We start from the raw sequence: 22624 nt of genomic DNA, 5'->3' as shown, positions 1-22624 counted from the left end.
AGGTAGTCTTCAGGTTCGCTCCGTAGCATGACCCGCCACGACTTCCGACAACGCCTGCACCACCAGGCGGACAGGGGACGGCCATGGACGAGGCACCGCGCAACGACGGCGCGGTGGCGCCTGCTCCCGACGACGACGCGGCCGAGCGGCCGGTCTGGTCGCCGCCGTCGTGGGAGGACATCGTCGTCGAGCACACCCCGCGGGTCTACCGGCTGGCGTACCGCCTCACCGGCAACACCGCGGACGCCGAGGATCTCACCCAGGAGACCTTCGTCCGGGTGTTCCGGTCGTTGCACAGCTACCAGCCCGGCAACTTCGAGGGCTGGCTGCACCGCATCACCACGAACCTCTTCCTCGACCAGGCACGTCGGCGCTCGCGGCTGCGTATGGACCCGATCGGTGACGCCGGCGAGCGACTCCCGGCCGCGCACGACTCCGGCGAGCCGGAGCGTGGCTTCGAGCACGCCCACCTGGACCTTGACGTCCAGGCCGCGCTGGACGCACTGCCGCCGAAGTACCGTGCCGCCGTCGTGCTGTGCGACATCGAGGGGCTGTCCTACGAGGAGATCGCGGCTACCCTCGGCGTCAAGATGGGCACCGTGCGTTCCAGGATCCACCGGGCGCGGGCGCTGCTGCGCGATCAGCTCGCGCACCGGCGCCCAATCAGGACGGTCGAGGCGGTCGAAACCTCCAGGCAGGAGGTTCGATGAGCCATCTCCGCGACGAGATCACCGCGCTCGTCGACGGCCGACTCGCGCCCGAGGAGACGGAGGCCGCCCTCGAGCACGTGGTGGCGTGCGAGGAGTGCGCCACCGTGCTGGCCGCCGAGCGCGCCTTCCGGCGCCGGCTCTCCGAGGCCCGGGACGTGCTGCCGAGCGAGGACCTGACCGCCCGACTGATGGAGCTCGGCTCGGGCCCCGTTCCGCCGGCTCCCCGCGGCGCGCGGGCCCTCGTGGGGCGCGCCTGGGAGCCCCTGACCTACGGCCCGGTGCGGCGCCGAGCGGCCGCACGCGGCTCACTCGTCCTGGCGGGAGCCGCCAGCGTGCTCGGTGTGCTGGTGCTGGTCGGCGCCCTGTACGAGCGCACCGGCGATCCCGTCACCATGCTCAACGAGGTGGACGGTCCCGCCGAGAGCCCGCTGCAAGTCATGGCGACGGCGGACGCCGTGGCGTCGGCGGACGAGGCCGACAGTACCGAGGCCGCGCTCGCATGGCTGCGGCAGAACGGCTGGGTGGCGCCCGAGCACGTCCCCGACGGCGCCAGCATCTCGCTCGTCGGGTCGGTCGGTTCTCTGCACCCCGCCGACCCCGAGCAACCGGTGGGCGCGCAGGACGACGAGGTCATCGTCGTCGACTTCCGCCAGGACGGGCGCACGGCGACGGTCGTCCAGCAGCGCGGCGTCCTCGAGGTTGCCGACCTGGCGGGCCTGGAGGAGGTCGACCTCGGCGAGAACGAGGTGCACCAGCTGCCCGGTTCGAGCGCCACCGTCGTGCTGCAGAGCGCCGGGACGACGGTGCTCGTCACCAGCGACAACAGCCCCGAGCTCGTGCGCGCGATCGCGGCCGGGATGCCTGCGAGCCAGCCCGGCCCCGGCGTGGGCGACCGGATCGACCGGGGATGGCAGACTCTCGTCGGATGGACGGACCTCCTGCTGCAGCCGCAATGACGGGCGCCCCGGTGGCGAAGGAGCCAGCATGACGACCAACGAGCGCCCGCCGGCGTACGACCCCCCGCAGTCCCCGAGACCGCAGGGCAACGAGCACCACGCCCACGGGCGGCACGTACCGAACTCGTACGCACCCGACTCGTACGCACCCGGCCCGTACGCACCCGGCCCGTACTCGCCCGGTCCGCCGGAATCCGGGCCACCGCAGGGATTCCCTGGTTTTGCCGCGCCGGGCGGACCGGCCTCCTACCCGCCTCCGCCGGTACCGAAGTCCGCCGCCATCGGGTTCGCGGGCCCCGCGACGGCGGCCGGTGCGCGCCGTCGTCTGCCTCTCGGGGTTGCCATGCTCCTGATCGTCGTGGCCCTCCTGGCCGGTGTGATTCTCGGCGGTGCCGGTGCCCAGCTGCTGTTCGCCCGTGGGCAGGATCCGTCCGCTCTGCCCACCGCCACCAGCCCGGAACCGTTGCCGGAGTCGGTCGCCGGCATCGCCGAGTCGGTCCTTCCCTCGACCGTCTACATCCAGGCACGCGGCGGCCCGACCGAGGCGGCCTCCGGCACCGGTCTCGTGCTGCGCGAGGACGGGTACATCGTCACCAACAACCACGTCATCGACGTCGCCGCCGAGAACGGCACGATCGTCGTCGGGTTTCCCGACGGCAGCGAGGAGGAGGCCGAGGTCGTGGGCCGCACACCCGACTACGACCTCGCCGTGCTCAAGGTGTCCCGGACGGGCCTCGAGCCGCTCGTCCTGGCCGATTCCGACAGCGTCGTGGTGGGCGAGCCCGTGGTGGCGGTCGGTGCCCCTCTCGGTCTCGAGGGCACGGTGACGTCCGGGATCATCAGCGCGCTCAACCGGCCGGTGACCGCCGGCGCCGGCGGCAGCACGACGTTCATCAACGCGATCCAGACGGACGCCGCCATCAATCCCGGCAACTCGGGCGGCCCGCTGGTGAACCGCGACGGCCAGGTGATCGGCATCAACACGGCGATCGCGCAGGGTTCGGGAACGGGGCGCGCCGCCGGCAGCATCGGTCTCGGGTTCGCTATCCCGTCCAACCAGGTCCGACGCACCACCGAGCAGATCATCGCCACGGGCCACGCCACGTACCCCATCATCGGGGTCACCCTCGATGCCAGGTACCGCGGCGAGGGCGTGCGGGTCATCGACCAGGAGGTCGACGGCCACGCTCCGGTCGCTCCGGGCGGCCCGGGGGACGAGGCCGGCATCCGTCCCGGCGACGTCATCGTCAGCATCGAGGGCCGCCCCGTGACCGATCCCGACGAGCTGATCGTGGCCGTGCGCGCCAGGGCCCCCGGCGACGAGGTGGTGCTGGGGGTGCGGCGCGGCGGCGAGGTCGAGGAGATCACCGTGATCCTGGACGAAAGGGCCAGTGGCTAGGGCCTGCGCGGCCGACCCGGACACCCCGGTCGCCTGAGACCCGTATCCTGGGCGGGTGTTCGGGATCAACGGTGGTGAGCTGGTCGTCCTTGCCATCCTCGCGTTCCTCGTCATCGGCCCCGAGCGTCTCCCCGAGCTCGCGCAGCAGCTCGCCCGACTGACCCGTGAGGTCAAGCGGATCGCGCTCGGCGCCCGGGAGAAGGTACGTGAGGAGCTCGGACCCGAGTTCGACGACCTCGCCTCGCTCGACCCGCGCCAGTACGACCCGCGCCGCATCGTGCGCGAGGCACTCATGGAGGACGAGGAACCCAAGCCGAAGCCCAAGCCGCGGGCCGCACGTCGGCCCTCCGAGCGCGCCGGGAAGGCCGCGGCCGCGGCCACCGCGGGCGCAGCGGCGGCTGCCGGGACCGGGCCGACCTCCCAGGACAAGGCCGCCGAGGATGACGAATCCACCCGGGAGGACAAGTCCCCTCGGGAGGACCGGCCCGGCAAGTCCACCACTGGGCAGGACAAGCCCGCTGAGGACACGGCGGGTCCGGCGTCGCAGGCCACCGACGGCGCGCAGGCCGGCGACCGCGCGGAACCGGCCGAGGCCGCGGGCAGGGTGACGGAGACGGCCGCGGCTGGCGCCCCCGCATCGACCGCGGCTGCTTCACCGAAGGCCACGCCGGCGACGTCGGCGGCCGCTGCGCCCGCTGCGGCCGGAGCAGCCGCGGCAGGCGCCGCCGTCGCGGTGGACACCGCAGAGGAGAACACCGCCTCGGCAGAGCCGACCACAGCGGCGGCCGCCAACGGCACGGCGACCGACGACTACGTCGTCCCCTTCGACAACGAGGCGACCTGACCGCACCGTCGGTGCGGCCGGCCGCGGAGAAGTCTCGACGGTGGGCATGTGCCGCCGCTGTCCCGCTCAGGCCGGTTCGCCGTTGCGGTACCGCGAGGGAGGCACGCCGATCACCCCGGTGAAGGCCCGCGTGAAGTGCGCCTGGTCGGAGAAGCCCAACGACGCCGCAAGGTCGGCAAGGTCTGCGCCGTCCCCGGAGTCGATCGCGCGAGCGGCGTCCTGCAGCCGATAACGGCGCAGCACCCACAGCGGCGAGACGCCGACGTAGTGCGCGAAGAGCCGTTGCAGCGTCCGCGGCGAGACGTGCACCGCCGACGCGACCGGAGCGAGCGTCACCTGGCCGCGGCCACGCATCAGGGCCACGGCCTCGCGCACGGTCCCGTACCCCGGGTCGTCGGCGATCTGCTCGAGCCGCGGTGCCAGCAGCTCGGCGGCATACTCCAGGAACAGACGCAGCCGTGCCGGCTCGTCCGGCTCGGCGAGCACCGCCGTGCGCAGCTCCGCCACTCCCGGCCCGAGCACCTCAGAGGCATCAACAACCCGCGACGTCAGCTCACCGGCGTCGACGTCGCGCAGGGCGGCGAGCCCACCGGGCCGGAAGGCGAGGCCGGAGACCCGGCCGGCCACCGGCAGATCGACGGTGAAGACGCGGGTGACCACCCCGTGCACCAGGGCCGCCGGCATGGCGTGCCCGTGCAGCTCGCCGTCGGCGTCCTCGACCGTCAGGTGCGCCACCGGGTCCCCGAGCACCCGCGCCCGAAAGGGCAGGACGCGGTCGCGTCGCCAGGACACCCACCAGTAGTGGTCGACGACGAGCGAGACCGGATCCGGGACCGGTTCCTGAGCGGTCTCGAAGACCTCCGTCCCCGCGTTCGGCCACAGCACACCGGCCGGCCGTCGGACGTGTCGCGAATGTTCAAGGGCCACGAGCCAGACTGTAGGCAGGCTGGCCGACATGAACACCACCGCATCCCCCGCCAGCTCCGCCGTCCCGACCCCGTCCTCCTACCGGCCCGAGGGCTTCACCACGCTCACGCCGCTGATCGTCGTCTCTCCCGCGCGTGCGGCGATCGACTTCTACACCGACGTCTTCGGCGCCCGCGTCACCACACGCATGGACGGACCCGACGGGTCCGTGTGGCACTGCGAGCTCGACCTCGGCACGGGACGCCTGCAGGTGATGGACCCGAACCCGCAGTTCCACACCGTCGGCAACGCCCCAGGCACCGATGACGTGACCTTCAGCCTCGCGATCTACGTCGCGGACGTCGACACCGTCACCGACGAGGCGCGTGCCCGTGGCGCCCGGGTGCGGGAGGAACCGGTCGACTTCGAGGTCACCGGAGACCGGTTCGCCTCGATCCAGGACCCGTACGGGGTGCGGTGGACCGTGATGTCCCGTATCACCGACAAGACCGACGAGGAGATCCAGCAGAACCTCGACGCGTGGCGCACCTCGATGGAGTGACCCAGCCCGAGCACCCGAGCAGCCCGGTAGCGTCGGCGTCGTGAAGGTCGACACCTGGTCCAGCGGTGAGACGAGCGCCGTCCGGTTCGGCGAGGCCTACGGCGCCCGCTGGGCACCGCAGCTCGCCGTCGCCACCGCGGACTACCGCGATCTCTTCGCCGCCTTCGGCATGCCCACCGAGGACTGGCGAGAGCTCGCGGAGACCTCCCGCATCGCGGCCGCCGAGCACGCGCCCGGCGTTGCCGCCGAGCTCGACGGCGTCGCCCGGGGGAGCGGGCTCGAGCCCTGGCAGGTCATGGCGCTGAACGCCCGCACCGAGATTCTCGCGGTCGCGCGGGCCGGCCTCCAGGAGTGCTCGACGGCGGTCTACCTCCCGCGCGACGGGAGCGCTCCGCGCACCCTCCAGACCTGGGACTGGAACGTCGGGGTCGGTGACGAGGGGATCGCCCGCAGCTTCCGCACGGCGGACGGCACCGGCCTCGTGACGGTCGGTGAGCACGGTCAGGCCGCGAAGTTCGGCGTGAGCAGCCGCGGCGTCGGTGTACACCTCAACATCCTCAACCACGCCGACGACGGCGCCGGCGGTGGCGTCCCGGTGCACGTGCTCGCTCGGCTGATCCTCGAGCAGGCGAGTGACCTCGACGGCGCCGTGCGGATCGCCGAGTCCGTACCGGTGAGCGCGTCGACGGTCCTGACGGTCGTGACCCGTGAGCCCGCCGCCGCCTGCCTGGAGATCTCGCCGGCCGGCGTCGGCGTCGTGCCCGCCGCACCGGGCGTGCCGCTCGTGCACGCCAACCACTTCCTCGACCCGGTGCTCGCGGCCGGCGAGGCGGTCGCGGGAGACAGCACCACCTATGCGCGCATGGCGTGCCTGACCGAGCACGCCGAGCTCGCGGCGATCCCCGCGCCGCTCGACCGGGCGCTGGCGTTCGGTGCGCTCCCGGACCCGGCGATCTCCGTACGGCCGAACCCGGTGCTGCCGCCGCACCGGCGGCCGGAGACCAAGCTGACCATCGCGATCGACGTCGCGGGGGCCGCCGTCGAGTACCACCCCGGTGCGCCGGCGGACGTCACCGCCGAGGGCTGGCGGCGGGTCGCCGCGCCGCAGGTCGAGGCCGCGGTCGGTCCGTAGGGGCGGTCGTTCCGAAGGGTTGCTACCGCTTCTCGAACGCCGTGAGGTAGGCGCCGAGCATCGCCTCGAGCTCGGCGACGACGGCGGGGCGCTCGGCGGGATCGGCCGCGGCGATCGCGGGCATGGTCGCCTGGAAGGTCCGGATCATCATCTGGGCGACGCGGTCCAGCTCGGTCGCCGGCCGTCCGGGGTTGCGGGCGTCCAGGAGCGCGCTCACCCGCTCCAGCATCGCCTCCTGCACGGGACGGACGGCGTCGGACAGCCCTGCCGGCATGTCCGGGCGGCCGTGCAGCGCACGGAAGCCCGGGTTCTCGGCGTCGAAGGCGAGGATCGGGTCGACGACCCGGCCGACGACCTCCTCGGCGGGTAGCGTCGCCACGTCACTCATGCCGAAGGCGGCATCGTGCGCGGCACGCAGTCGCTCCGAGTACTCGGTGACGAGCGCGGTGGCGATCTCCTCCTTGTTGCGGAAGTACCGGTACAGCGAGCCGGGCGAGATCCCCGCCTCTGCGGCGATCCCGTTGGTCGTCGCGGCCTCGTACCCGTCGCGGGCGAAGACGTGGGCGGCCGCGTCGAGGATCTCGTTCATGCGTCGCAGGCCCCGTGCCTGGCGCCGACGCTGCGGCGCCGACGTGTCGCTGCCGGAGCGCCGGGCGTCCGACCCGGTGCGGTGCTGCTGCTCCATCGTCGAAGCGTACTGTCGGCGACACCCGCGCCTACGGCGATCGGACGCGCCATGCACACCCGCGAGCGAGCTTCCTGACGTCCGCGCATCCCGCTCGCGCCATCGCCGCGACCGGCGCCGGTCTGGGACCCTACGACCCGTACGAAAGGTCTGCTCATCACCGAGAATCACGCCGACACCGAGAACCACCGCGTCGTCGCCTGGGGCGACGAGCTCAGATCCGTCCACCGGCGCCTCCGCGAGGCGCTCAGCCTCACTCGCACGGCCCTCGACAGCGCCGACGGTGCGTCGCCCGACCAGGCCTACCCACTTCCGCTACGAGGAGCGGAAGCTCCTGGCCGTCCTCGACGCCCTCGAGCTCGACGCCGAGCCGCGGGAGTACCTCGGTCCGCTCGCGCCCTGAGACGCGGTGGACGGACGCCGTGGGCGGCCGCCACGCGACAACGGGGCGACTTGCGAAGGAGATTCCTTCGGAAGCCGCGCCGTTGAGGCTGGCGCGCCGGCGGCAGAGACTCGACGGGTGACGTGCCGGGTGCCGGGACTCAGCGGCCGCCGACGGGGCTGATGCCGAGCGAGCGACCGGCGAGGCCGCGCGAGCGGTGCGAGAGCGAGCTCGCCAGGGAGCGCAGGGCCTCGGTGGCGGGGCTGTCGCCGTCGCGCAGGACGAACGGGGTGCCGGTGTCCCCGGACTCGCGCAGCGCCAGCTCGATGGGGACCTGGGCGAGCAGGGGGACGTCGTAACCGAGCGACTCGCTCAGCTCGGCGGAGACGCGCTCGCCGCCGCCGGAGCCGAAGAGGTCCACGCGGGTACCGTCCGGCTGGGCGAGCCAGGACATGTTCTCCACGACGCCGACCACGCGCTGGTTGGTCTGCTCGGCGATGATGCCGGCCCGCTGGGCCACCTCCGCGGCGGCCACCTGCGGGGTGGTCACGACGAGGATCTCGGAGTTCGGCAGCATCTGGGCCACCGAGATCGCGATGTCACCGGTGCCGGGCGGCAGGTCGAGGAGCAGGACGTCCAGGTCGCCCCAGAACACGTCCGCGAGGAACTGCTGCAGCGCGCGGTGCAGCATCGGGCCGCGCCAGACGACCGGCCGGCCGTTCTGGGTGAACATGCCGATCGAGATGACCTTCACGTCGTGCTGGACCGGCGGCATGATCATGTCGTCGACCTTGGTCGGCGGCAGCTCGACGCCGAGCATGCGGGGGATCGAGAAGCCGTAGATGTCGGCGTCGACCACGCCGACCTTGAGGCCGTCGGCCGCCATCGCGGCGGCGAGGTTCGCCGTCACGGACGACTTGCCCACGCCGCCCTTGCCGGAGGTGACGGCGTAGATCCGGGTGAGCGAGCCCGGCTTGGAGAACGGGATCTCCGGCTCGGCGGCGCCGCCACGCAGGGTGCTCCGCAGCTCCTTGCGCTGCTCCTCCGTCATCACGCCCATCTCCACGCGGACGTCGGAGACGCCGTCGAGCGCGCTGACGACGTTCGTCACGTCCCGGGTGATGGTCTCCTTGAGCGGGCATCCCTCGGTCGTCAGGTCGACGCCGACGACCACCAGACCACTGGGTTCGACGTCGACGGACCGGACCATCTTCAGCTCGGTGATCGGGCGGCGGATCTCGGGATCCATGACGTTGACCAGCTCGGCCTGGACGGCCTCGGCGGTGGGTGCGCTCATGTTTCCATCGTAGGTGGCGTACGCGGTCCGGCGTGGGGCCCGTCCCGGGACCCGCCCCGGGGACCGCCGTCACCGGCCTCATCACCGTGGCGCTCGTCCCCGCTGCCGACGCCTTCGCGAGCCATGTGCGCCAGCTCGCGCTCCAGCTCACGGATGCGTTCCTCCCGCTCCTCGACCATGTCCTCGAGCAGGCCTCGAAGCTCCGAGCGGACGAAGTCGCGGGTGGCGACCTCGCCGAGGGACAGGCGCACGGCCGCCATCTCGCGGGCCAGATACTCGGTGTCGGCCAGGTTCCGCTCGGCGCGCTGGCGGTCCTGCTCGTTGCTGACCCGGTCCCGGTCGTCCTGGCGGTTCTGCGCGAGCAGGATCAACGGCGCCGCGTAGGACGCCTGCAGGGACAGCATGAGGGTGAGCGCGATGAAGCCCATGTCCGGGCTGTCGAAACGCAGCCGCACGGGCGCCAGCACGTTCCAGAGCATCCAGGCCGCGCAGAACACGGTCAGGTAGAACAGGAAGCGGGGCGTGCCGATGAATCGCGCGATCGCCTCGGAGACCCGACCGAAGAACTCGGGGTCGACCCTCGGGCGACGGAAGCGCCCGCCCTCCAGCGGCGTGTCGAGCCGATCAGCCATGTGCCGTCCTTGTCATCGCCTGGTCGGTGATCTCCTCGTCCGCGCCGCGCCAGTCGTCCGGCAGCAGGTTGTCCAGGACGTCGTCGACGGAGACGGCGCCGAGCAGCCGGCGGTCCTCGTCCACGACCGGCAGCGCGGTCAGGTTGTAGGTGGCGAGCAGGCGCGTGACCTTGCCGATGTCGTCGTCCGGCAGCAGGTGCTCGACGTCCTTGTCCAGGATGGCGCCGATGAGCTCGTGCGGAGGTTCCCGCAGGGCGCGCTGCAGGTGGATCACGCCGAGCAGCCGTCCGGTCGGGGTCTCCAACGGTGGTCGCACGATGAAGAGCATGGCGGCCAGCGCCGGGGTGACGTCCTGGCGGCGGGCGTGGGCGAGCGCGGTCGCGATCGTCGCCTCGGGCGGCAGGATCACGGGCTCGGTGGTCATCAGACCACCCGCGGTCAGGTGCTCGTAGGCCAGCAGGCGCCGCACGTCCTTGGCGTCCTCGGGCTCCATCCGTTCCAGGAGCTCTGCGGCCTTGGCGTCGGGCAGCTCGCTGACGAGGTCGGCGGCGTCGTCGGGCTCCATGGCCTCGAGGACGTCCGCGGCCCGCTCGACGTCGAGGCCGGAGACGATGGAGACGCGATCGTCCTCGCCGAGCTCCTCGAGGACGTCGGCCAGGCGATCGTCCGGGAGGCCCGCGGCGACCTCCAGGCGGCGCGTGTCGGGCAGGTCGTGCAGGACGTCGGCGAGGTCGGCGGGCTTGAGGTCCTCCAGCGTGGCGAGCAGTGCGGTGGCCCCCTGGTGCGCCGGGTTGACGGCCAGGCCGGTGACGTCCTCGATGTCGACGACCAGGCCCTCGCCGCGCCGGCCCATGAGACCGCCGCGTGCGGCGCGCCGCACGAACAGCTTCGTCACGTGCCAGTCGCGGTTGCGCTGCTGCTCCATCGCGACGTCCTTGACGGTCGCCGTGCCCGAGTCGTCGCGGAACGTGACCTGCCGGTCCAGCAGCTCGCCGACCACGAGGGTCTCGGTGGGGCGCTGCTCGAAGCGGCGGATGTTGAGCCGGCCGGTGGTGATCACCGCGCCGGCGTCGATGCTCGTCACCCTGGTCAGTGGGACGAAGACCCGCCGCTTGCCCGTCACCTCGACCACCAGGCCTACGGCGCGCGGGGCGCCCTTGAGCCGCATCACGACGACGACGTCGTGCACGCGGCCGACCTGGTCGCCCAGCGGGTCGAAGACCGCCGTGCCCTTGAGCCGTGCCAGGTACACGCGGGTCGCGGTGGTCGGTCGGGAGGTCGGCTGGCTCACCAGGCCAGACTAGCCAGCACCGCCGTCCTGGGGCCTGACGACGGTCCAGGTGGCGCACGGCACGCCCGCGTTGGTTGGCACTGCAGCGCACCCCGGAGGAAGATCGACGTATGTCATTGACCGGCAAGCAGCCTCGCACCTCTGTCCCCACCCCTCCCACGGGTGTGGAGGTGGCGTCCTACGGCACGTACCTCGAGGCGCAGAAGGCCGTCGACCACCTGTCCGACAAGGCTTTCCCCATCCAGCACGTGACGATCGTCGGCACCGACCTGCGGATGGTCGAGCGGATCACGGGGCGCCTGACCTATGCACGAGTCGCCGGGGCGGGCGCGATGAGCGGTGCCTGGTTCGGCCTGCTGATCTCCCTGCTCCTGGTGTGGTTCACGCCCTCCGGGGAGTTCCCGCTGTTCGCCGGCGTGCTGATGGGTGCCGCGTTCGGCATCCTCGCCGGTGTCGTGTCCTACGCCATCACCGGCGGGAAGCGGGACTTCACGTCGGCGAGCCAGGTGGTCGCCTCCCGATACGCCGTCCTGTGCGAGGCGGAGGAGGCCGCGAGGGCGGGACAGCTGCTGACCGAGGGCGGCTTCGGCGGACGGGTGCGCCCGACGGGCCCCGCGTCGGCCGCTTCGCCGTCCTCCGGTTCAACGTCGTCCGGTTCACCGTCGTCCGGGGCGGCGCAGACTGTCCCGCCCGGGCACGGGGCGCCACCGGCGGGAGCGTCCATCGAGCGCCCGGCCGGCGAAGAGCCCGAGCGACGCGAGAAGCCGAGGTACGGGCTTCGTCTGGAGGACATCGAGCAGCGCCCCGAGCACAAGGAGGGCGACCGCGACAGCGCCTCCGGCGAGGCCGGCAACCGCGGATGAGTCGGTCGGTCCCGGTCGGGCTCTCGTCGTCGTCCGTCTACCCAGGCAGCATCCACGAGACGTTCGCGCTGGCCCAGGACCTCGGATACGACGGCGTCGAGATCATGGTGCTGCGCGATCCCGAGAGCCAGCACCCGGAACGGCTGCGCCAGCTCTCGGACACGTACGGGATGCCGGTGCTGGCCATCCACGCGCCCACCCTGCTGCTCACCCAGGGGGTGTGGGGCAGCGACCCGTGGGACAAGGTCGACAAGGCCACCGAGCTGGCCCACGACGTCGGAGCCGACGTCGTGGTCCTGCACCCCCCGTTTCGGTGGCAGCGCAGCTACGCGGAGCACTTCGTCGGCGCGATCGCCGAGCGGGAACGCCTCGACGGCATGCGACTGGCCGTGGAGAACATGTTCCCCTGGCGTGTCAGGACCCGGAGGCGTGAGCGCACCATGCAGGCGTACCTGCCTGGATGGGATCCCCTTGAGCACGACTACCGCTCGATCACCCTCGATCTGTCGCACACCGCCACCGCGGGGTTGGACCACGACGCCGCGCTCGCCATGGCCGATGAGCTCGGCGACCGGCTCGCCCACCTCCACCTCGCGGACGGCACACCCAACTTCATGGACGAGCACCTCGTGCCCGGCAGCGGCGAGCAGCCCTGTGCGGAGGTTCTGCGGATGCTCGGTGCTCAGGCGTTCGGCGGCTCCGTCGTGGTCGAGGTCAGCACCCGGAAGATGTCCGCCGTCGGGCGCCGATCGGCGCTCGCGGACTCCCTGACGTTCGCGCGTAAGCACCTCGAGGCCGGACGACGGATGAGGACCTCCGGCGGCGTCGCCGGGACACCCGAAGAGGCCTGACCCCGGTCGCGACGGCGCGGCGGGGCTGCTCGCCGCCGGTGACGGACGTTCCGGACGGCCCTCGACGGCAATGTGGTACGTTCTTGGCCGTTCCTCGGGCCAGGTCATCGAAGCGTCAAACTGTCGCAAATGACCTGCCACCCACGCGGTCGGCACCGGGCCTGCGGACGACACACAGAGCAGCCGCCTGCTGGTGCCGCCGCCCCGACGCGGCCGCGACCGCGACTCGTCAAGGTCGCACGCCAGCGCGCAAGGGGCCAGACCCCGGCTGCCCGCGCCGCGACGCGGCGCGTGGCGGGTGCGCTCCCGCCTGCGCCGCAGATGCGCGGCCGGCGAGCGCCCGGACGCACGACACGTCCCCCGCCGTGACCTGGAAGGACCGATCAAGAAGGCGGTGGTGCGTGTGGCGAGCCAGGAACTCGCTCAGCTCGGAATCGGGGTCGTCGTGATCCTGCTGGTGGCGTTCTACGGGGGGACATTCCTCATGTCCACCCGCATCGGCAAGAAGAACGAGGACGCCGACGCCTACATGACCGCGGGGAACAAGGTCGGCTTCGGCATCTCGGCCGCCAGCATGACCGCCACGTGGATCTGGGCGTCCTCGATGTACGCCTCGGCCACGTCCGGGTACACCTACGGCATCTCCGGGCCCATCCACTACGGGCTCTGGGGCGCGCTGATGATCCTGTTCATCTACCCGTTCGGGAAGCGCATCCGGAAGGTGGCACCGAAGGCCCACACGTTGGCCGAGGTGATGTACGCCCGGCACGGACGCTCCAGCCAGCTGATGCTCGCGGGCTCGAACATCGTCGGCAGCGTCATCTCGCTCATGTCGAACTTCATCGCGGGCGGCGCACTGATCTCGCTGCTCTCGCCGATCAACTTCGTCCAGGGCGTCCTCATCGTCGCCGGCGGCGTGCTGCTGTACACGCTGTGGTCGGGGTTCCGGGCCTCGGTGCTGACGGACTTCACCCAGGTCATGGCGATGCTCGGGGCGGTTGCCGTCCTCGTCCCCGTCATCTTCTTCGCCGCCGACTTCCCGACCGTGTTCACCAGCGGTGCGGACAACCTGACGGCGCAGCAGGGGAACTTCTTCTCCTCCGACGCCTTCCTCAACCAGGGTGCGCCGTACATCGCGGCGGTCCTGGCCTACGCCATCGGCAACCAGACCATCGCCCAGCGCCTCTTCGCCGTGCGCGAGGACCTCATCAAGCCGACGTTCGTCACCGCGACGATCGGGTACGGCGCGATGGTGATCGGTGTCGGGATGCTCGGCGTGCTCGCCCTCTACCTCGGCATCGAGCCGCAGGGCGGGGACCTGAACAACCTGGTCCCGCAGATGGCGGCCACCTTCCTGCCGCCCGTGCTGCTCGCGGTGTTCTTCATCATGATCATCGGGGCGCTGTCCTCGACCGCGGACTCCGACCTGTCGGCGCTGTCGTCGATCATGATGGCCGACGTCTACGGCCAGAACGTGGCCGGCAAGGAGAAGGCCGACCCCAAGGTCATGCTCCTGGTGGGTCGGGTGACCATGATCATCGCGACGGCGCTCGCGGTCGCCTTCGCGAGCATGCAGCTGAGCATCCTCGACCTGCTGGTGTTCGTCGGTGCGCTCTGGGGCGCGCTGGTCTTCCCGGTCATCGCGAGCTTCTACTGGGACAAGGTCACCAACAAGGCGTTCACGATCTCCGTGCTCGCCGCGCTGGCCCTCTTCCTCCCGGTGCGCTTCTCGCTCGTCCCGATGGCCGGCGTCGTCGGCATCGTCGTCGACGTGCTCTCGGTGGTCGGGATCGGCGTCGTGCTGGGCCTGATGACGTTCGGCTTCTTCGGCCTGAAGCCGGCGAAGATCGTCGGTGCCGTGGCGTCGATCGCCGCAGCACCTTTCGCCATCGGCGCCCTCCACGAGTACACGACGCTCAGTGCCTCGCTGGTCGCCTACGCGGTGAGCACCCTCGTGTGCTACTTCATGTCGTTCCGGGCCGAGCAGTCCTTCGACTTCGCGCTCATCAAGAAGCGCACGGGCGACTTCGATCACGAGAACGTCGACGAGGACCCCGACGAGTACGTCCCGGCAGGCGCGCCGGGATCGTTCGCCTGACTAGGAGGAAGACATGGAGACCATCCTGAGCGCGTACGTACTGGTGTGGCCGGCGACGGTCCTCGTCATCATGGGCGTGATCTTCCGCGGCTTCGTCAAGGACGTCCGCGAGGCGCGAAAGCAGGGGCACGACCTCATCTGAGGCGTCGGTACTGCGCCGAGGGCTCCGGTCGTCTCGTTCGTACGGGGCGCCGGGGCCCTCGACGTTCGTGCGCCGCCCCGGCCGCCGAACCTGACGAAGTGATCGTTGATCGCAGGCGGATCACGACCACTTCGTCAGGTGCGCGGCGGAGCGCCTCAGCCACGCAGTGAGGCCATCCAGGTCTCGATCTCGTCGGGCGTCCGGGGCAGCGCGGCCGAGAGATTCTCCACCGAGCCGTCCTCGCGCACGAGGACGTCGTCCTCGATCCTGACGCCGGTGCCGCGCAGCTCCTCGGGCACCTTGAGGTCGTCGGCACGGAAGTACAGGCCCGGCTCGATCGTGAAGATCATGCCGGGCTCGAGCTCGGCGTCGAGGTACATCTCGCGGCGCGCCTGGGCGCAGTCGTGCACGTCGAGGCCGAGGTGGTGGCTGGTGCCGTGCACCATCCAGCGGCGGTGGTACTGGCCCTCCGGCTCCAGGGACTCCTCGGCGGAGCTGGGCAGCATGCCCCACTCGGCGAGGCGTGCGGCGATGATCTCCATGGCTGCCGTGTGCAGGTCCCGGAACCTCGTGCCGGGCTGCCCGGCGCGCGCGAAGGCGGCGTCGGCGGCCTCGAGCACGACGCCGTAGATCCGGCGCTGGGCGGGCGTGAAGGTCCCGTCGACCGGGAAGGTCCGGGTGACGTCCGCGGTGTAGAGCGAGTCCACCTCGACGCCGGCGTCGACAAGCACCAGCTCACCCGGCCGCACCTGGCCGTCGTTGCCGATCCAGTGCAGCGTGTTCGCGTGGTTGCCGGCCGCGGCGATGGTGTCGTAGCCGATGCCGTTGCCGTCCTCGCGCGCACGGGCGCCGAACGCGCCCTCGATGACCCGTTCACCGCGGTGATGGCTCACGGCCCGGGGGAGTGAGCGGACGATCTCCTCGAAGCCCGCCGCCGTCGCGTCGACGGCGGCCCGCACCTGTTCGACCTCGTAGGCGTCCTTGCGCAGCCGCAGCTCCGAGAGCGCCTCGGCCAGGGCCGCGTCGGCCGCGGCCGCGCCCTGGGACAGCTGCGCACGCTCGCGCACGCTCGTCACCTGCGCCTCGACCGCCGCGTCGGACTGCGGCACCACCCGCACGTTGACCTGTCCCGCGCCGACATCCTTGGCGAGCGCGTCGGCGAAGGAGTCGATGTGGTCGGTGCGCAGACCGGTGGCCGCGGCGACCTCCTCGAGCGAGGGCCGCTCGCCGACCCACAGCTCGCCGTAGCGGGCATCGGCGTAGAACTCCTCGGTGTCCCGGCCGGCCCGCGGGCGGAAGTACAGCACGGCCTCGTGGGTCTCGCCGGTCGCACTCGCACCCTCGAGCGGGTGCAGCACGAGGACGGCGTCGGGCTCTTCGTCGGTGCCCATGCCGGTCAGGTGCGCGAAGGCCGAGTGCGGCCGGAACCGGTAGTCCGTGTCGTTGCTGCGGGTGACCAGCTGACCGGCCGGGACGACCAGCCGCTCGCCGGGGAAGAGCCCGCCGACGGCGGCGCGTCGCGCTGCGGCGTAGTCGGCGGCCGGGGAGCGCTCCGGCAGGCCCTCTTTCCTCGTGGCCCATCCGTCGGCGATGAACTCGCGGAACGCCTGGCTCGAGGGGCGCTGGGACCTGTTGTTGACGCGCTCGCTGAGCGGCTGGGACGTGGTGGTCGGCTGGGAGTCCGTCATGTCGCCATGATCGCACCGGTAGTGGTTGTCGCCGAAGCGGGCCGTTCGCTCGATGGGCAGCGACGGCGCGGCGAACCTAGCGTGGCGGTATGGGAAAGACGAACGAGGACACCGATCCGCCGGCCGAGATCCGCGTCGCTCCGGACGAAGAGATTATGATCAGCAACCGGTACGAGACCATGTCGATCGTCAACGACATCTTCATCGGCGTGTTCTTCGTCGCCGGCAGCATCATGTTCTACTTCAGCTCGCTCCAGACGTGGGCGACGACGATGTTCCTGCTCGGCAGCATCGACTTCGTGCTCCGGCCCGTGATCCGCCTGGCGCGACGCACCCACCTCGAGCGGCTGGGACGCCGCGACGGCGAGAGCTTGGACTACTGACCCGGACGGCGTGAGTTTCGACCGTGAAGCGCGTCCCCTCGACCGAACGTTCGGACGCGGTCGGTGGACTTCTGCCGACGCCGTACCCTGACTCCTGTGTCACCAGCTGAGACGCGGATCGATCTGCACACCCACTCCGACGCGTCCGACGGGACCGACAGCCCGGCCGACCTGGTTCGAGCCGCGGCGCGCGTCGGACTCCGCGTCGTCGGGCTGACGGACCACGACACGGTGCGCGGCTGGGAGGAGGCGGCCGCCGTCGTGCCCGAGACCGGGGTGGCGCTCGTGCGCGGCGCGGAGATCTCCTGCCGCGCCGACGGAGTCTCCGTGCACCTGCTCAGCTACCTGCACGATCCTGGGAACGAGGCCCTGGCCGCGGAGATGGAGCGGTCGCGGGACTCGCGGATGGGGCGCGCGGAGAAGATGGTGGCCCGGCTGGCGGAGGACTACCCGATCACCTGGGAGTCCGTGCGCGCGCAGGCGGCCGGGGAGGCCACGATCGGGCGCCCGCACATCGCCGACGCGCTCGTCGCGGCCGGCGTGGTCGACGACCGGTCGACGGCGTTCGAGACCATCGTGTCCTCCAAGGGCCCCTACTACGTCCGCTACGACGCACCCGACGCGGTCGAGTTCGTCGGCCGGGTGCGTGCCGCGGGCGGGGTCCCCGTGATGGCGCACCCACGAGCCGACGCCCGTGGGCGGATCGTCGGCGACGCGGTGATCGAGGCGATGACCGAGGCCGGGCTGTTCGCGCTCGAGGTGGACCACCGCGACCACACGCCGTCCGCCGTCGCCCATCTCGCGGCGTTGGCCGACCGGCTCGGGCTGGCGAGGACCGGGGCGAGCGACTATCACGGCGAGGGGAAGCCCAACAGGCTGGGCGAGCGTCTCACGTCCCCGGCAGTGCTCGCGCAGATCGAGGAGGCCGGGCGCCTGCCGCTGATCCGGCCGTGAGCGAGTTCGTCGACCTGACGCTGCTGGCGACGACCTTCTTCACGCTCTTCGTGATCATGGACCCGGTCGGTACCGTGCCCGTCTTCCTCGCGCTGACCTCGCGGATGACGGCCGCCCAGCGCCGCAAGGCGGCGCTGCAGGCCACGGCCGTCGCGTTCGGCGTGATCCTCGTGTTCTCCCTGTTCGGCCAGTACATCCTGGGCTTCTTGCAGATCTCCTTGCCGGCGCTGCAGCTGTCCGGCGGTCTGCTCCTGCTGCTCGTCGCGATGGAGCTGCTCATGGGCTGGGGGAGGCAGCCCGAGGCGTCCGACGACTCCGCGAACGTCAACGTCGCGCTCGTGCCGCTCGGGACGCCCCTGCTCGCCGGACCCGGTGCGATCGTCGCCGCCATGCTCGCCGTCCAGGACGCCGACGGAGACGTCGCCGGTTGGGTCGCGATCGCCGTCGCGCTCGTCGGTGTGCACCTGTGCCTGTGGCTCGGCATGAGGTTCTCGGTGGTCATCCACCGGGTCCTCGGCGACGGCGGCACCACCCTGGTCACCCGGCTCGCCGGCCTCCTGCTCGCCGCGATCGCCGTCCAGCTCATGGCGGACGCGGTGTTCGCGCTCATCGAGCAGGAGCTGTAGCCCCCAGGCGCGCTACGGTCCTTGCATGAGCGCCACCGATGGCGACGACGAGGGGGTCCTGGACGACCTCAGCATGCCTCCGTGGTGGCACTTCGTCGGCGGGGGTGCGGCCACCGCCCTCGGGGTCATGGCGTTCCGCCACCTCGCGCTTTTCGTTCCGGCCTGCTTGCTGTTCGCTGTTCTCGCGCTGCTGGAACGCCGAGGCGGCTACCCGCATCAAAGACCGGCATCGTGAAATCCGACGCCATACACCTCGGCCGAACGTTGTCCTCGACGTCGCGGGCTTCATGTCCGTCCCCGTTGGGGTGCTGCTCGTCTCGGGCGTGACGTCGTGGGTCCCGCGCGAGGCGTTGCCGACCTGGTCGGCGGTGGTTGTCGCTGTGGTCGTGGGCGCGGTCGCCGCCGTCTGGGGGTGGGAGCGCCAACGGCTGCGCACAATCACGGCGCGGCGGCTGAGAACAGCCTCTCCGGCTGAGGACTACCTTGAGAACGGTGGAACATGATCGCGGTCTCGTTGAAGGGAGTGCAGACGTCGCAACCGTCTGCCGGGGCGTGAAACCGGCGGATACGGTGATCAGATGAGCGCCACCGATGGCGACGACGACGCAGCGGTCGTGGAGGACCGACGTCTGCCGGCCTGGTGGTACTACACCGGTGCTGCCGTGGTCGTCGCCTCGGCAGTCGTCGCGTTCCGGGTTCACCTCGCTCTCCTGGTGCTCGCCTTCGTCCTCCTCGTGCTGCTCGAGGTCCTGCGCCGCCGCGCCGGCTACACGTACTTCACGGCCACCCAGAGTGCCATCGCGCTGAAGGCGCCGCTGCCCGGGACGTGGTGGCCCAGGTTCGTGGCTCTCTTGTTGATGATCCTCGCCATGCAGTTCGTCGGCGGGTCTCTCGGGCCGGGCGAGGTGTTGCCGACGTGGGCGGCGGCGATCCTCGCGGTGACAGCCGGTGTGACATTCGCTCTGCTGTGGCGCAGATCTGACCAGGCGGAGCTGGTCGTGGTGCGTCGATGGGAGAGGGATCGTCGATCCGACGACACGGGGGCGCGGGGTCCTTCGCCCGACGACGGTGCCGAAGATCGCCCGCCGGAGTAGCAGTCTCCGGCACGGCCGCCCCTGCGGGCCGATAGTCTTCGGGTCGACCCCGAACCCGGCACGAAAGGTCATCCATGGGCGCGCTGTGGCATCCCTTCTCGGACATGGCGGCGGTGGAGCGCGCCGGCGAGTTCGTGCTTGCCCGAGGCGAGGGCGCGTACGTGTGGGACGAGGCCGGCACCCGGTACCTCGACGCCACGGCCGGCCTGTGGTTCGCCAACGTGGGGCACGGCCGGGCCGAGCTCGGCGAGGTGGCCGCGCAGCAGATGGCGACGCTGGCGGCCTACTCGACGTTCGGCGACAACGCCGCGCGCCCGACCATCGAGCTGGCGGAGAAGCTCGCCGGGATCGCGCCGGTCGCCGGCAGCCGCGTCTTCCTCACCTCCGGCGGCTCAGACTCGGTCGAGACCGCCGCCAAGCTGGCCCGCCGGTACTGGGTAGAGGTCGGGCGGCCCGAGAAGACGGTGGTGATCGGCCGGCAGAAGGCCTACCACGGCATGCACGTCGCGGGGACGGCCCTGGGCGGCATCCCCGGCAACCGCGAGGGTTACGGCGACCTCGGTCCGCGCACGGAGATCGTGGGCTGGGACGCCGCGGAGTCCTTGCGCGAGACGATCGAGCGCATCGGTCCGGGGAACGTCGCGGCCTTCTTCTGCGAGCCCGTGCTCGGAGCCGGTGGCGTCTACCCGCCGCCGGAGGGGTACCTGACCGAGGTGCGCAAGATCTGCACCGAGTACGAGATCCTCTTCGTCGCCGACGAAGTGGTCACCGGGTACGGGCGCATCGGCGGCTCGTGGTTCGCCTCGACCCGCTTCGGCCTCGAGCCGGACATGGTCGCCACCGCCAAGGGCCTCACGTCGGGCTACCTGCCGATGGGCGCGGTACTCGTGGGCCCGCACGTGGCCGAGCCGTTCTTCCGGGAGCCCGGGACGTGGCTGCGTCACGGCTACACCTACTCGGGCCACGCCACCGCGGCCGCCGTCGCCCTGGCCAACCTCGAGATCATCGAGCGGGAAGGCCTGCTGGACGAGGCCGCCCGCCTGGAGGTGACGATCGCGCGCGAGCTGGGCCCGCTCGCCGAGCTCGACGCGGTGGCCGAGGTCCGGTGCGGCACGGGGGCGCTCGCCGCCGTCCAGCTGCACGACGCCGCACTCGCCCCGCGCCTGGTCCTCGCTCTGCGCGAGATCGGGGTGGCGACCCGCGCGGTCGGAGCCGGAGCGCTGCAGATCTCGCCGGCGTTCGTCATGACGGACGAGCAGGTGCGCGAGCTGGCCGAAGGACTGCGGCAGGGGATCCCCCGGCTCTGAGTCCGCGCCGGCGCCGGCGCCGGTCAGCCGGAGCCACTCGACCCGCTGGAGCCGCAAGGACCACCGAAAGCAGCAGAAAGCGCCGAAAGCAGTCGTTCGAACGACTGCTTTCGGCGCATTCTGCTGCTCTCGGCGCAGCGGTGCGTCAGGCGGGGGCCTCAGCCCTGGTTGCCCTCGGCGGGACGTCCGCCACGCGTGCGGCGACGACGCCTGCGGGCCGGACGCTCGCCGTCGCCCTCGCTGCGGCCGCCCTGGCGTCCGCCGTCGCGGGAGCTCCGGCCACCGTCGCGAGAGCCTCGGCCGGAGCCGCGCCCGCCGTCACGGCTTCCACCGCGGCCTCCGCCGCCGGATCCGCCGCGGCCGTTCTTCTGGCCCGTCTCGCCCAGGTCCTCGACCTTCTCGGCGCCCAGGCCGGCGCGGGTGCGAGCCGAGCGTGGGAGGCGGCCGGTGATGCCCTCGGGGATGCTGAGGTCCGAGTACAGGTGGGGGGAGGTGTGGTAGGTCTCCACCGGCTCCGGCACGCCGAGGTCGAGGGACTTGTTGACCATCGCCCACCGCGGCATATCGTCCCAGTCGACGAACGTGACGGCGGTGCCGGCGTTGCCCGCGCGGCCGGTGCGGCCGATGCGGTGCAGGTACATCTTCTCGTCCTCGGGGCACTGGTAGTTGACGACGTGCGTGACGTCGTCGACGTCGATCCCGCGGGCGGCGACGTCGGTCGCGACCAGCACGTCGACCTTGCCGGCGCGGAAGGCGCGCAGGGCCTGCTCACGGGCGCCCTGGCCGAGGTCGCCGTGGATCGCGGCGGCTGCGAAGCCACGCTCGGCGAGGTCCTCGGCGACGCGCGCCGCGGTGCGCTTGGTGCGGGTGAAGACGATGGTCAGGCCACGGCCCTCGGCCTGCAGGATCCGGGCGAGCACCTCGACCTTGTTGAGGGCGTGGGCGCGATAGACCACCTGGCGCGTGTTCTTCACCGTCGCGCCGGTGTCCTCCGGGTCCTGCGCACGGATGTGCGTCGGACGGGTCATGTACCGACGTGCCATCGCCACGACCGGCCCCGGCATGGTCGCCGAGAACAGCATGGTGTGACGCGAAGCGGGCGTGGCGGCGAGGAGCGTCTCGACGTCGGGCAGGAAGCCCAGGTCGAGCATCTCGTCGGCCTCGTCGAGCACCACGGTCCGCACGCGGCGCAGGTCGAGGATCCGCTGCTTCATCAGGTCGATCATCCGACCGGGCGTGCCGACCACGACCTCGGCGCCCTGGGCCAGGGCGTCCATCTGCGGCTCGTAGGCGCGGCCACCGTAGACCTGCACCACGCGCACGGTACGACGGCGGGAGGCGGTCGCGAGATCGTCGGCGACCTGCTTGGCCAGCTCACGGGTGGGGACGATGACGAGGGCCTGCGGCTTGCCCTGGTCCTCGACGTCGTCCCAGCCGCCCTCGCCGGGGCCGGTGACGTTCTGCAGCAGCGGGATGCCGAAGCCGAGCGTCTTGCCGGTGCCCGTCTTGGCCTGGCCGATGATGTCCTGCCGCCTCAGTGCCACCGGGAGGGTGAGCGCCTGGATGGGGAAGGGGTGGGTGATGCCGACGTCGCGGAGCGAGCCGGAGATCTCGTCCTCGACACCGAAGTCCGCGAACGTCTTCTCCTCGAGGTCGGCGGGAGCCAGCTCCTCGGTGATGTCGGGCGTGACGCCGGGGGCGTCCGGGGTGGCGAGCATCTCGTCGGTGATGGTGGCATCGAGCACACCGGTGTTCTGGTCAGTCATGTGAACCTTCGATCGTGGCGCGGTGCGCGGCACCCCGATGAGTCGGGAGGGGGCGG

The 22624-nt window shown here is 71.7% G+C and carries 23 protein-coding genes; 16 read left to right on the top strand and 7 right to left on the bottom strand.

What is annotated here, in order from left to right; genetic code table 11:
- Positions 1-83 precede the first annotated feature (83 nt).
- The 4 genes from sigE to ABD907_RS02665 are packed head-to-tail and all read left to right on the top strand — an operon-like array spanning position 84 to position 3909.
- The gene (sigE, locus tag ABD907_RS02680; RefSeq protein WP_345214943.1) at positions 84-710 is read left to right on the top strand and encodes an RNA polymerase sigma factor SigE; all 627 of its coding nucleotides are present in this window, start codon (positions 84-86) and stop codon (positions 708-710) included.
- A complete protein-coding gene (locus ABD907_RS02675) occupies positions 707-1666 on the top strand; it encodes an anti-sigma factor family protein (RefSeq protein WP_345214942.1) in 960 nt (319 codons plus the stop codon). The genes sigE and ABD907_RS02675 overlap by 4 nt, the downstream gene beginning before the upstream one ends.
- A gap of 28 nt (positions 1667-1694) precedes the next feature.
- Complete coding sequence (locus ABD907_RS02670; protein WP_345214941.1) at positions 1695-3065, top strand: S1C family serine protease; 1371 nt, start codon at positions 1695-1697, stop codon at positions 3063-3065.
- A 55-nt stretch (positions 3066-3120) separates the two neighbouring features.
- Positions 3121-3909, top strand: coding sequence for a twin-arginine translocase TatA/TatE family subunit (locus ABD907_RS02665; protein ID WP_345214940.1), 789 nt, complete (start codon positions 3121-3123; stop codon positions 3907-3909).
- Positions 3910-3975: 66 nt separating this feature from the next.
- On the opposite strand, the gene ABD907_RS02660 is transcribed toward ABD907_RS02665, so the two are convergent.
- The gene (locus tag ABD907_RS02660; protein WP_345214939.1) at positions 3976-4836 is read right to left on the bottom strand and encodes an AraC family transcriptional regulator; all 861 of its coding nucleotides are present in this window, start codon (positions 4834-4836) and stop codon (positions 3976-3978) included.
- Between the two features lie 28 nt (positions 4837-4864).
- On the opposite strand from ABD907_RS02660, the gene ABD907_RS02655 reads away from it, so the two are divergent.
- Both ABD907_RS02655 and ABD907_RS02650 read left to right on the top strand, forming a co-directional pair.
- Positions 4865-5377 (top strand): VOC family protein, encoded by a 513-nt coding sequence (locus ABD907_RS02655; RefSeq protein WP_345214938.1) that lies wholly within the window; start codon positions 4865-4867, stop codon positions 5375-5377.
- A 40-nt stretch (positions 5378-5417) separates the two neighbouring features.
- Entirely contained in the window at positions 5418-6509 is a 1092-nt protein-coding gene (locus tag ABD907_RS02650; RefSeq protein WP_345214937.1) for a C45 family autoproteolytic acyltransferase/hydrolase, read from the top strand.
- 22 nt (positions 6510-6531) lie between these two features.
- Here the strand turns inward: ABD907_RS02650 and ABD907_RS02645 are convergent, their stop codons facing one another.
- The 4 genes from ABD907_RS02645 to ABD907_RS02630 form a co-directional block, all read right to left on the bottom strand.
- Positions 6532-7194 (bottom strand): TetR/AcrR family transcriptional regulator, encoded by a 663-nt coding sequence (locus ABD907_RS02645; protein ID WP_345214936.1) that lies wholly within the window; start codon positions 7192-7194, stop codon positions 6532-6534.
- A gap of 542 nt (positions 7195-7736) precedes the next feature.
- On the bottom strand, positions 7737-8873 hold the full coding sequence (locus tag ABD907_RS02640; RefSeq protein WP_345214935.1) for an Mrp/NBP35 family ATP-binding protein: 1137 nt from the start codon (positions 8871-8873) through the stop codon (positions 7737-7739).
- Complete coding sequence (locus ABD907_RS02635; RefSeq protein WP_345214934.1) at positions 8870-9505, bottom strand: DUF1003 domain-containing protein; 636 nt, start codon at positions 9503-9505, stop codon at positions 8870-8872. Before ABD907_RS02635 ends, ABD907_RS02640 begins: the two co-directional genes overlap by 4 nt.
- On the bottom strand, positions 9498-10796 hold the full coding sequence (locus ABD907_RS02630; protein WP_345214933.1) for a magnesium transporter MgtE N-terminal domain-containing protein: 1299 nt from the start codon (positions 10794-10796) through the stop codon (positions 9498-9500). Before ABD907_RS02630 ends, ABD907_RS02635 begins: the two co-directional genes overlap by 8 nt.
- Positions 10797-10906: 110 nt before the next feature.
- Here ABD907_RS02630 and ABD907_RS02625 point away from each other — a divergent pair, with 110 nt between their 5' ends.
- The 4 genes from ABD907_RS02625 (at position 10907) to ABD907_RS02610 (ending at position 14750) form a co-directional block, all read left to right on the top strand.
- Positions 10907-11659: a general stress protein gene (locus tag ABD907_RS02625; RefSeq protein WP_345214932.1), complete on the top strand. Its 753-nt coding sequence runs from the start codon at positions 10907-10909 to the stop codon at positions 11657-11659.
- Positions 11656-12510: a sugar phosphate isomerase/epimerase family protein gene (locus ABD907_RS02620; RefSeq protein ID WP_345214931.1), complete on the top strand. Its 855-nt coding sequence runs from the start codon at positions 11656-11658 to the stop codon at positions 12508-12510. The genes ABD907_RS02625 and ABD907_RS02620 overlap by 4 nt, the downstream gene beginning before the upstream one ends.
- Before the next feature lie 403 nt (positions 12511-12913).
- Entirely contained in the window at positions 12914-14608 is a 1695-nt protein-coding gene (locus tag ABD907_RS02615) for a sodium:solute symporter family protein (RefSeq protein WP_486334043.1), read from the top strand.
- 13 nt (positions 14609-14621) lie between these two features.
- Complete coding sequence (locus ABD907_RS02610) at positions 14622-14750, top strand: putative transporter small subunit (RefSeq protein ID WP_345214930.1); 129 nt, start codon at positions 14622-14624, stop codon at positions 14748-14750.
- A gap of 155 nt (positions 14751-14905) precedes the next feature.
- Here the strand turns inward: ABD907_RS02610 and ABD907_RS02605 are convergent, their stop codons facing one another.
- Positions 14906-16438 (bottom strand): aminopeptidase P family protein, encoded by a 1533-nt coding sequence (locus ABD907_RS02605; protein WP_345214929.1) that lies wholly within the window; start codon positions 16436-16438, stop codon positions 14906-14908.
- An 89-nt stretch (positions 16439-16527) separates the two neighbouring features.
- Here ABD907_RS02605 and ABD907_RS02600 point away from each other — a divergent pair, with 89 nt between their 5' ends.
- The 6 genes from ABD907_RS02600 (at position 16528) to ABD907_RS02575 (ending at position 20802) form a co-directional block, all read left to right on the top strand.
- Positions 16528-16821, top strand: coding sequence for a YrhK family protein (locus ABD907_RS02600; RefSeq protein WP_345214928.1), 294 nt, complete (start codon positions 16528-16530; stop codon positions 16819-16821).
- Between the two features lie 96 nt (positions 16822-16917).
- Entirely contained in the window at positions 16918-17775 is an 858-nt protein-coding gene (locus ABD907_RS02595) for a PHP domain-containing protein (RefSeq protein WP_345214927.1), read from the top strand.
- Positions 17772-18401, top strand: coding sequence for a MarC family protein (locus tag ABD907_RS02590; protein WP_345214926.1), 630 nt, complete (start codon positions 17772-17774; stop codon positions 18399-18401). Before ABD907_RS02595 ends, ABD907_RS02590 begins: the two co-directional genes overlap by 4 nt.
- A 25-nt stretch (positions 18402-18426) precedes the next feature.
- A complete protein-coding gene (locus ABD907_RS02585) occupies positions 18427-18636 on the top strand; it encodes a hypothetical protein (protein ID WP_345214925.1) in 210 nt (69 codons plus the stop codon).
- A gap of 343 nt (positions 18637-18979) precedes the next feature.
- Positions 18980-19495: a hypothetical protein gene (locus ABD907_RS02580; protein WP_345214924.1), complete on the top strand. Its 516-nt coding sequence runs from the start codon at positions 18980-18982 to the stop codon at positions 19493-19495.
- A gap of 74 nt (positions 19496-19569) precedes the next feature.
- Positions 19570-20802 carry an aminotransferase family protein gene (locus ABD907_RS02575; RefSeq protein WP_345214923.1) on the top strand — a complete coding sequence of 411 codons (1233 nt, stop codon included), beginning with the start codon at positions 19570-19572 and terminating at the stop codon, positions 20800-20802.
- A gap of 158 nt (positions 20803-20960) precedes the next feature.
- Here ABD907_RS02575 and ABD907_RS02570 read toward each other — a convergent pair whose 3' ends face one another.
- Positions 20961-22568 carry a DEAD/DEAH box helicase gene (locus ABD907_RS02570; protein ID WP_425555662.1) on the bottom strand — a complete coding sequence of 536 codons (1608 nt, stop codon included), beginning with the start codon at positions 22566-22568 and terminating at the stop codon, positions 20961-20963.
- Between the last annotated feature and the right edge of the window lie 56 nt (positions 22569-22624).

The sequence above is a fragment of the Georgenia halophila genome (genome assembly GCF_039541595.1).
Note: the sequence above shows the minus strand (reverse complement) of the source record. Positions and strands in the feature narration are given on the sequence as shown.

Coding starts and splice junctions, on each gene's coding strand:
- ABD907_RS02570 (WP_425555662.1), bottom strand. CDS start 22,568: ATGACTGACCAGAACACCGGTGTGCTCGATGCCACCATCACCGACGAG.
- ABD907_RS02670 (WP_345214941.1), top strand. CDS start 1,695: ATGACGACCAACGAGCGCCCGCCGGCGTACGACCCCCCGCAGTCCCCG.
- ABD907_RS02655 (WP_345214938.1), top strand. CDS start 4,865: ATGAACACCACCGCATCCCCCGCCAGCTCCGCCGTCCCGACCCCGTCC.
- ABD907_RS02575 (WP_345214923.1), top strand. CDS start 19,570: ATGGGCGCGCTGTGGCATCCCTTCTCGGACATGGCGGCGGTGGAGCGC.
- ABD907_RS02580 (WP_345214924.1), top strand. CDS start 18,980: ATGAGCGCCACCGATGGCGACGACGACGCAGCGGTCGTGGAGGACCGA.
- ABD907_RS02620 (WP_345214931.1), top strand. CDS start 11,656: ATGAGTCGGTCGGTCCCGGTCGGGCTCTCGTCGTCGTCCGTCTACCCA.
- ABD907_RS02585 (WP_345214925.1), top strand. CDS start 18,427: ATGAGCGCCACCGATGGCGACGACGAGGGGGTCCTGGACGACCTCAGC.
- ABD907_RS02675 (WP_345214942.1), top strand. CDS start 707: ATGAGCCATCTCCGCGACGAGATCACCGCGCTCGTCGACGGCCGACTC.
- ABD907_RS02640 (WP_345214935.1), bottom strand. CDS start 8,873: ATGAGCGCACCCACCGCCGAGGCCGTCCAGGCCGAGCTGGTCAACGTC.
- ABD907_RS02610 (WP_345214930.1), top strand. CDS start 14,622: ATGGAGACCATCCTGAGCGCGTACGTACTGGTGTGGCCGGCGACGGTC.
- ABD907_RS02600 (WP_345214928.1), top strand. CDS start 16,528: ATGGGAAAGACGAACGAGGACACCGATCCGCCGGCCGAGATCCGCGTC.
- ABD907_RS02605 (WP_345214929.1), bottom strand. CDS start 16,438: ATGACGGACTCCCAGCCGACCACCACGTCCCAGCCGCTCAGCGAGCGC.
- ABD907_RS02645 (WP_345214936.1), bottom strand. CDS start 7,194: ATGGAGCAGCAGCACCGCACCGGGTCGGACGCCCGGCGCTCCGGCAGC.
- ABD907_RS02635 (WP_345214934.1), bottom strand. CDS start 9,505: ATGGCTGATCGGCTCGACACGCCGCTGGAGGGCGGGCGCTTCCGTCGC.
- sigE (WP_345214943.1), top strand. CDS start 84: ATGGACGAGGCACCGCGCAACGACGGCGCGGTGGCGCCTGCTCCCGAC.
- ABD907_RS02625 (WP_345214932.1), top strand. CDS start 10,907: ATGTCATTGACCGGCAAGCAGCCTCGCACCTCTGTCCCCACCCCTCCC.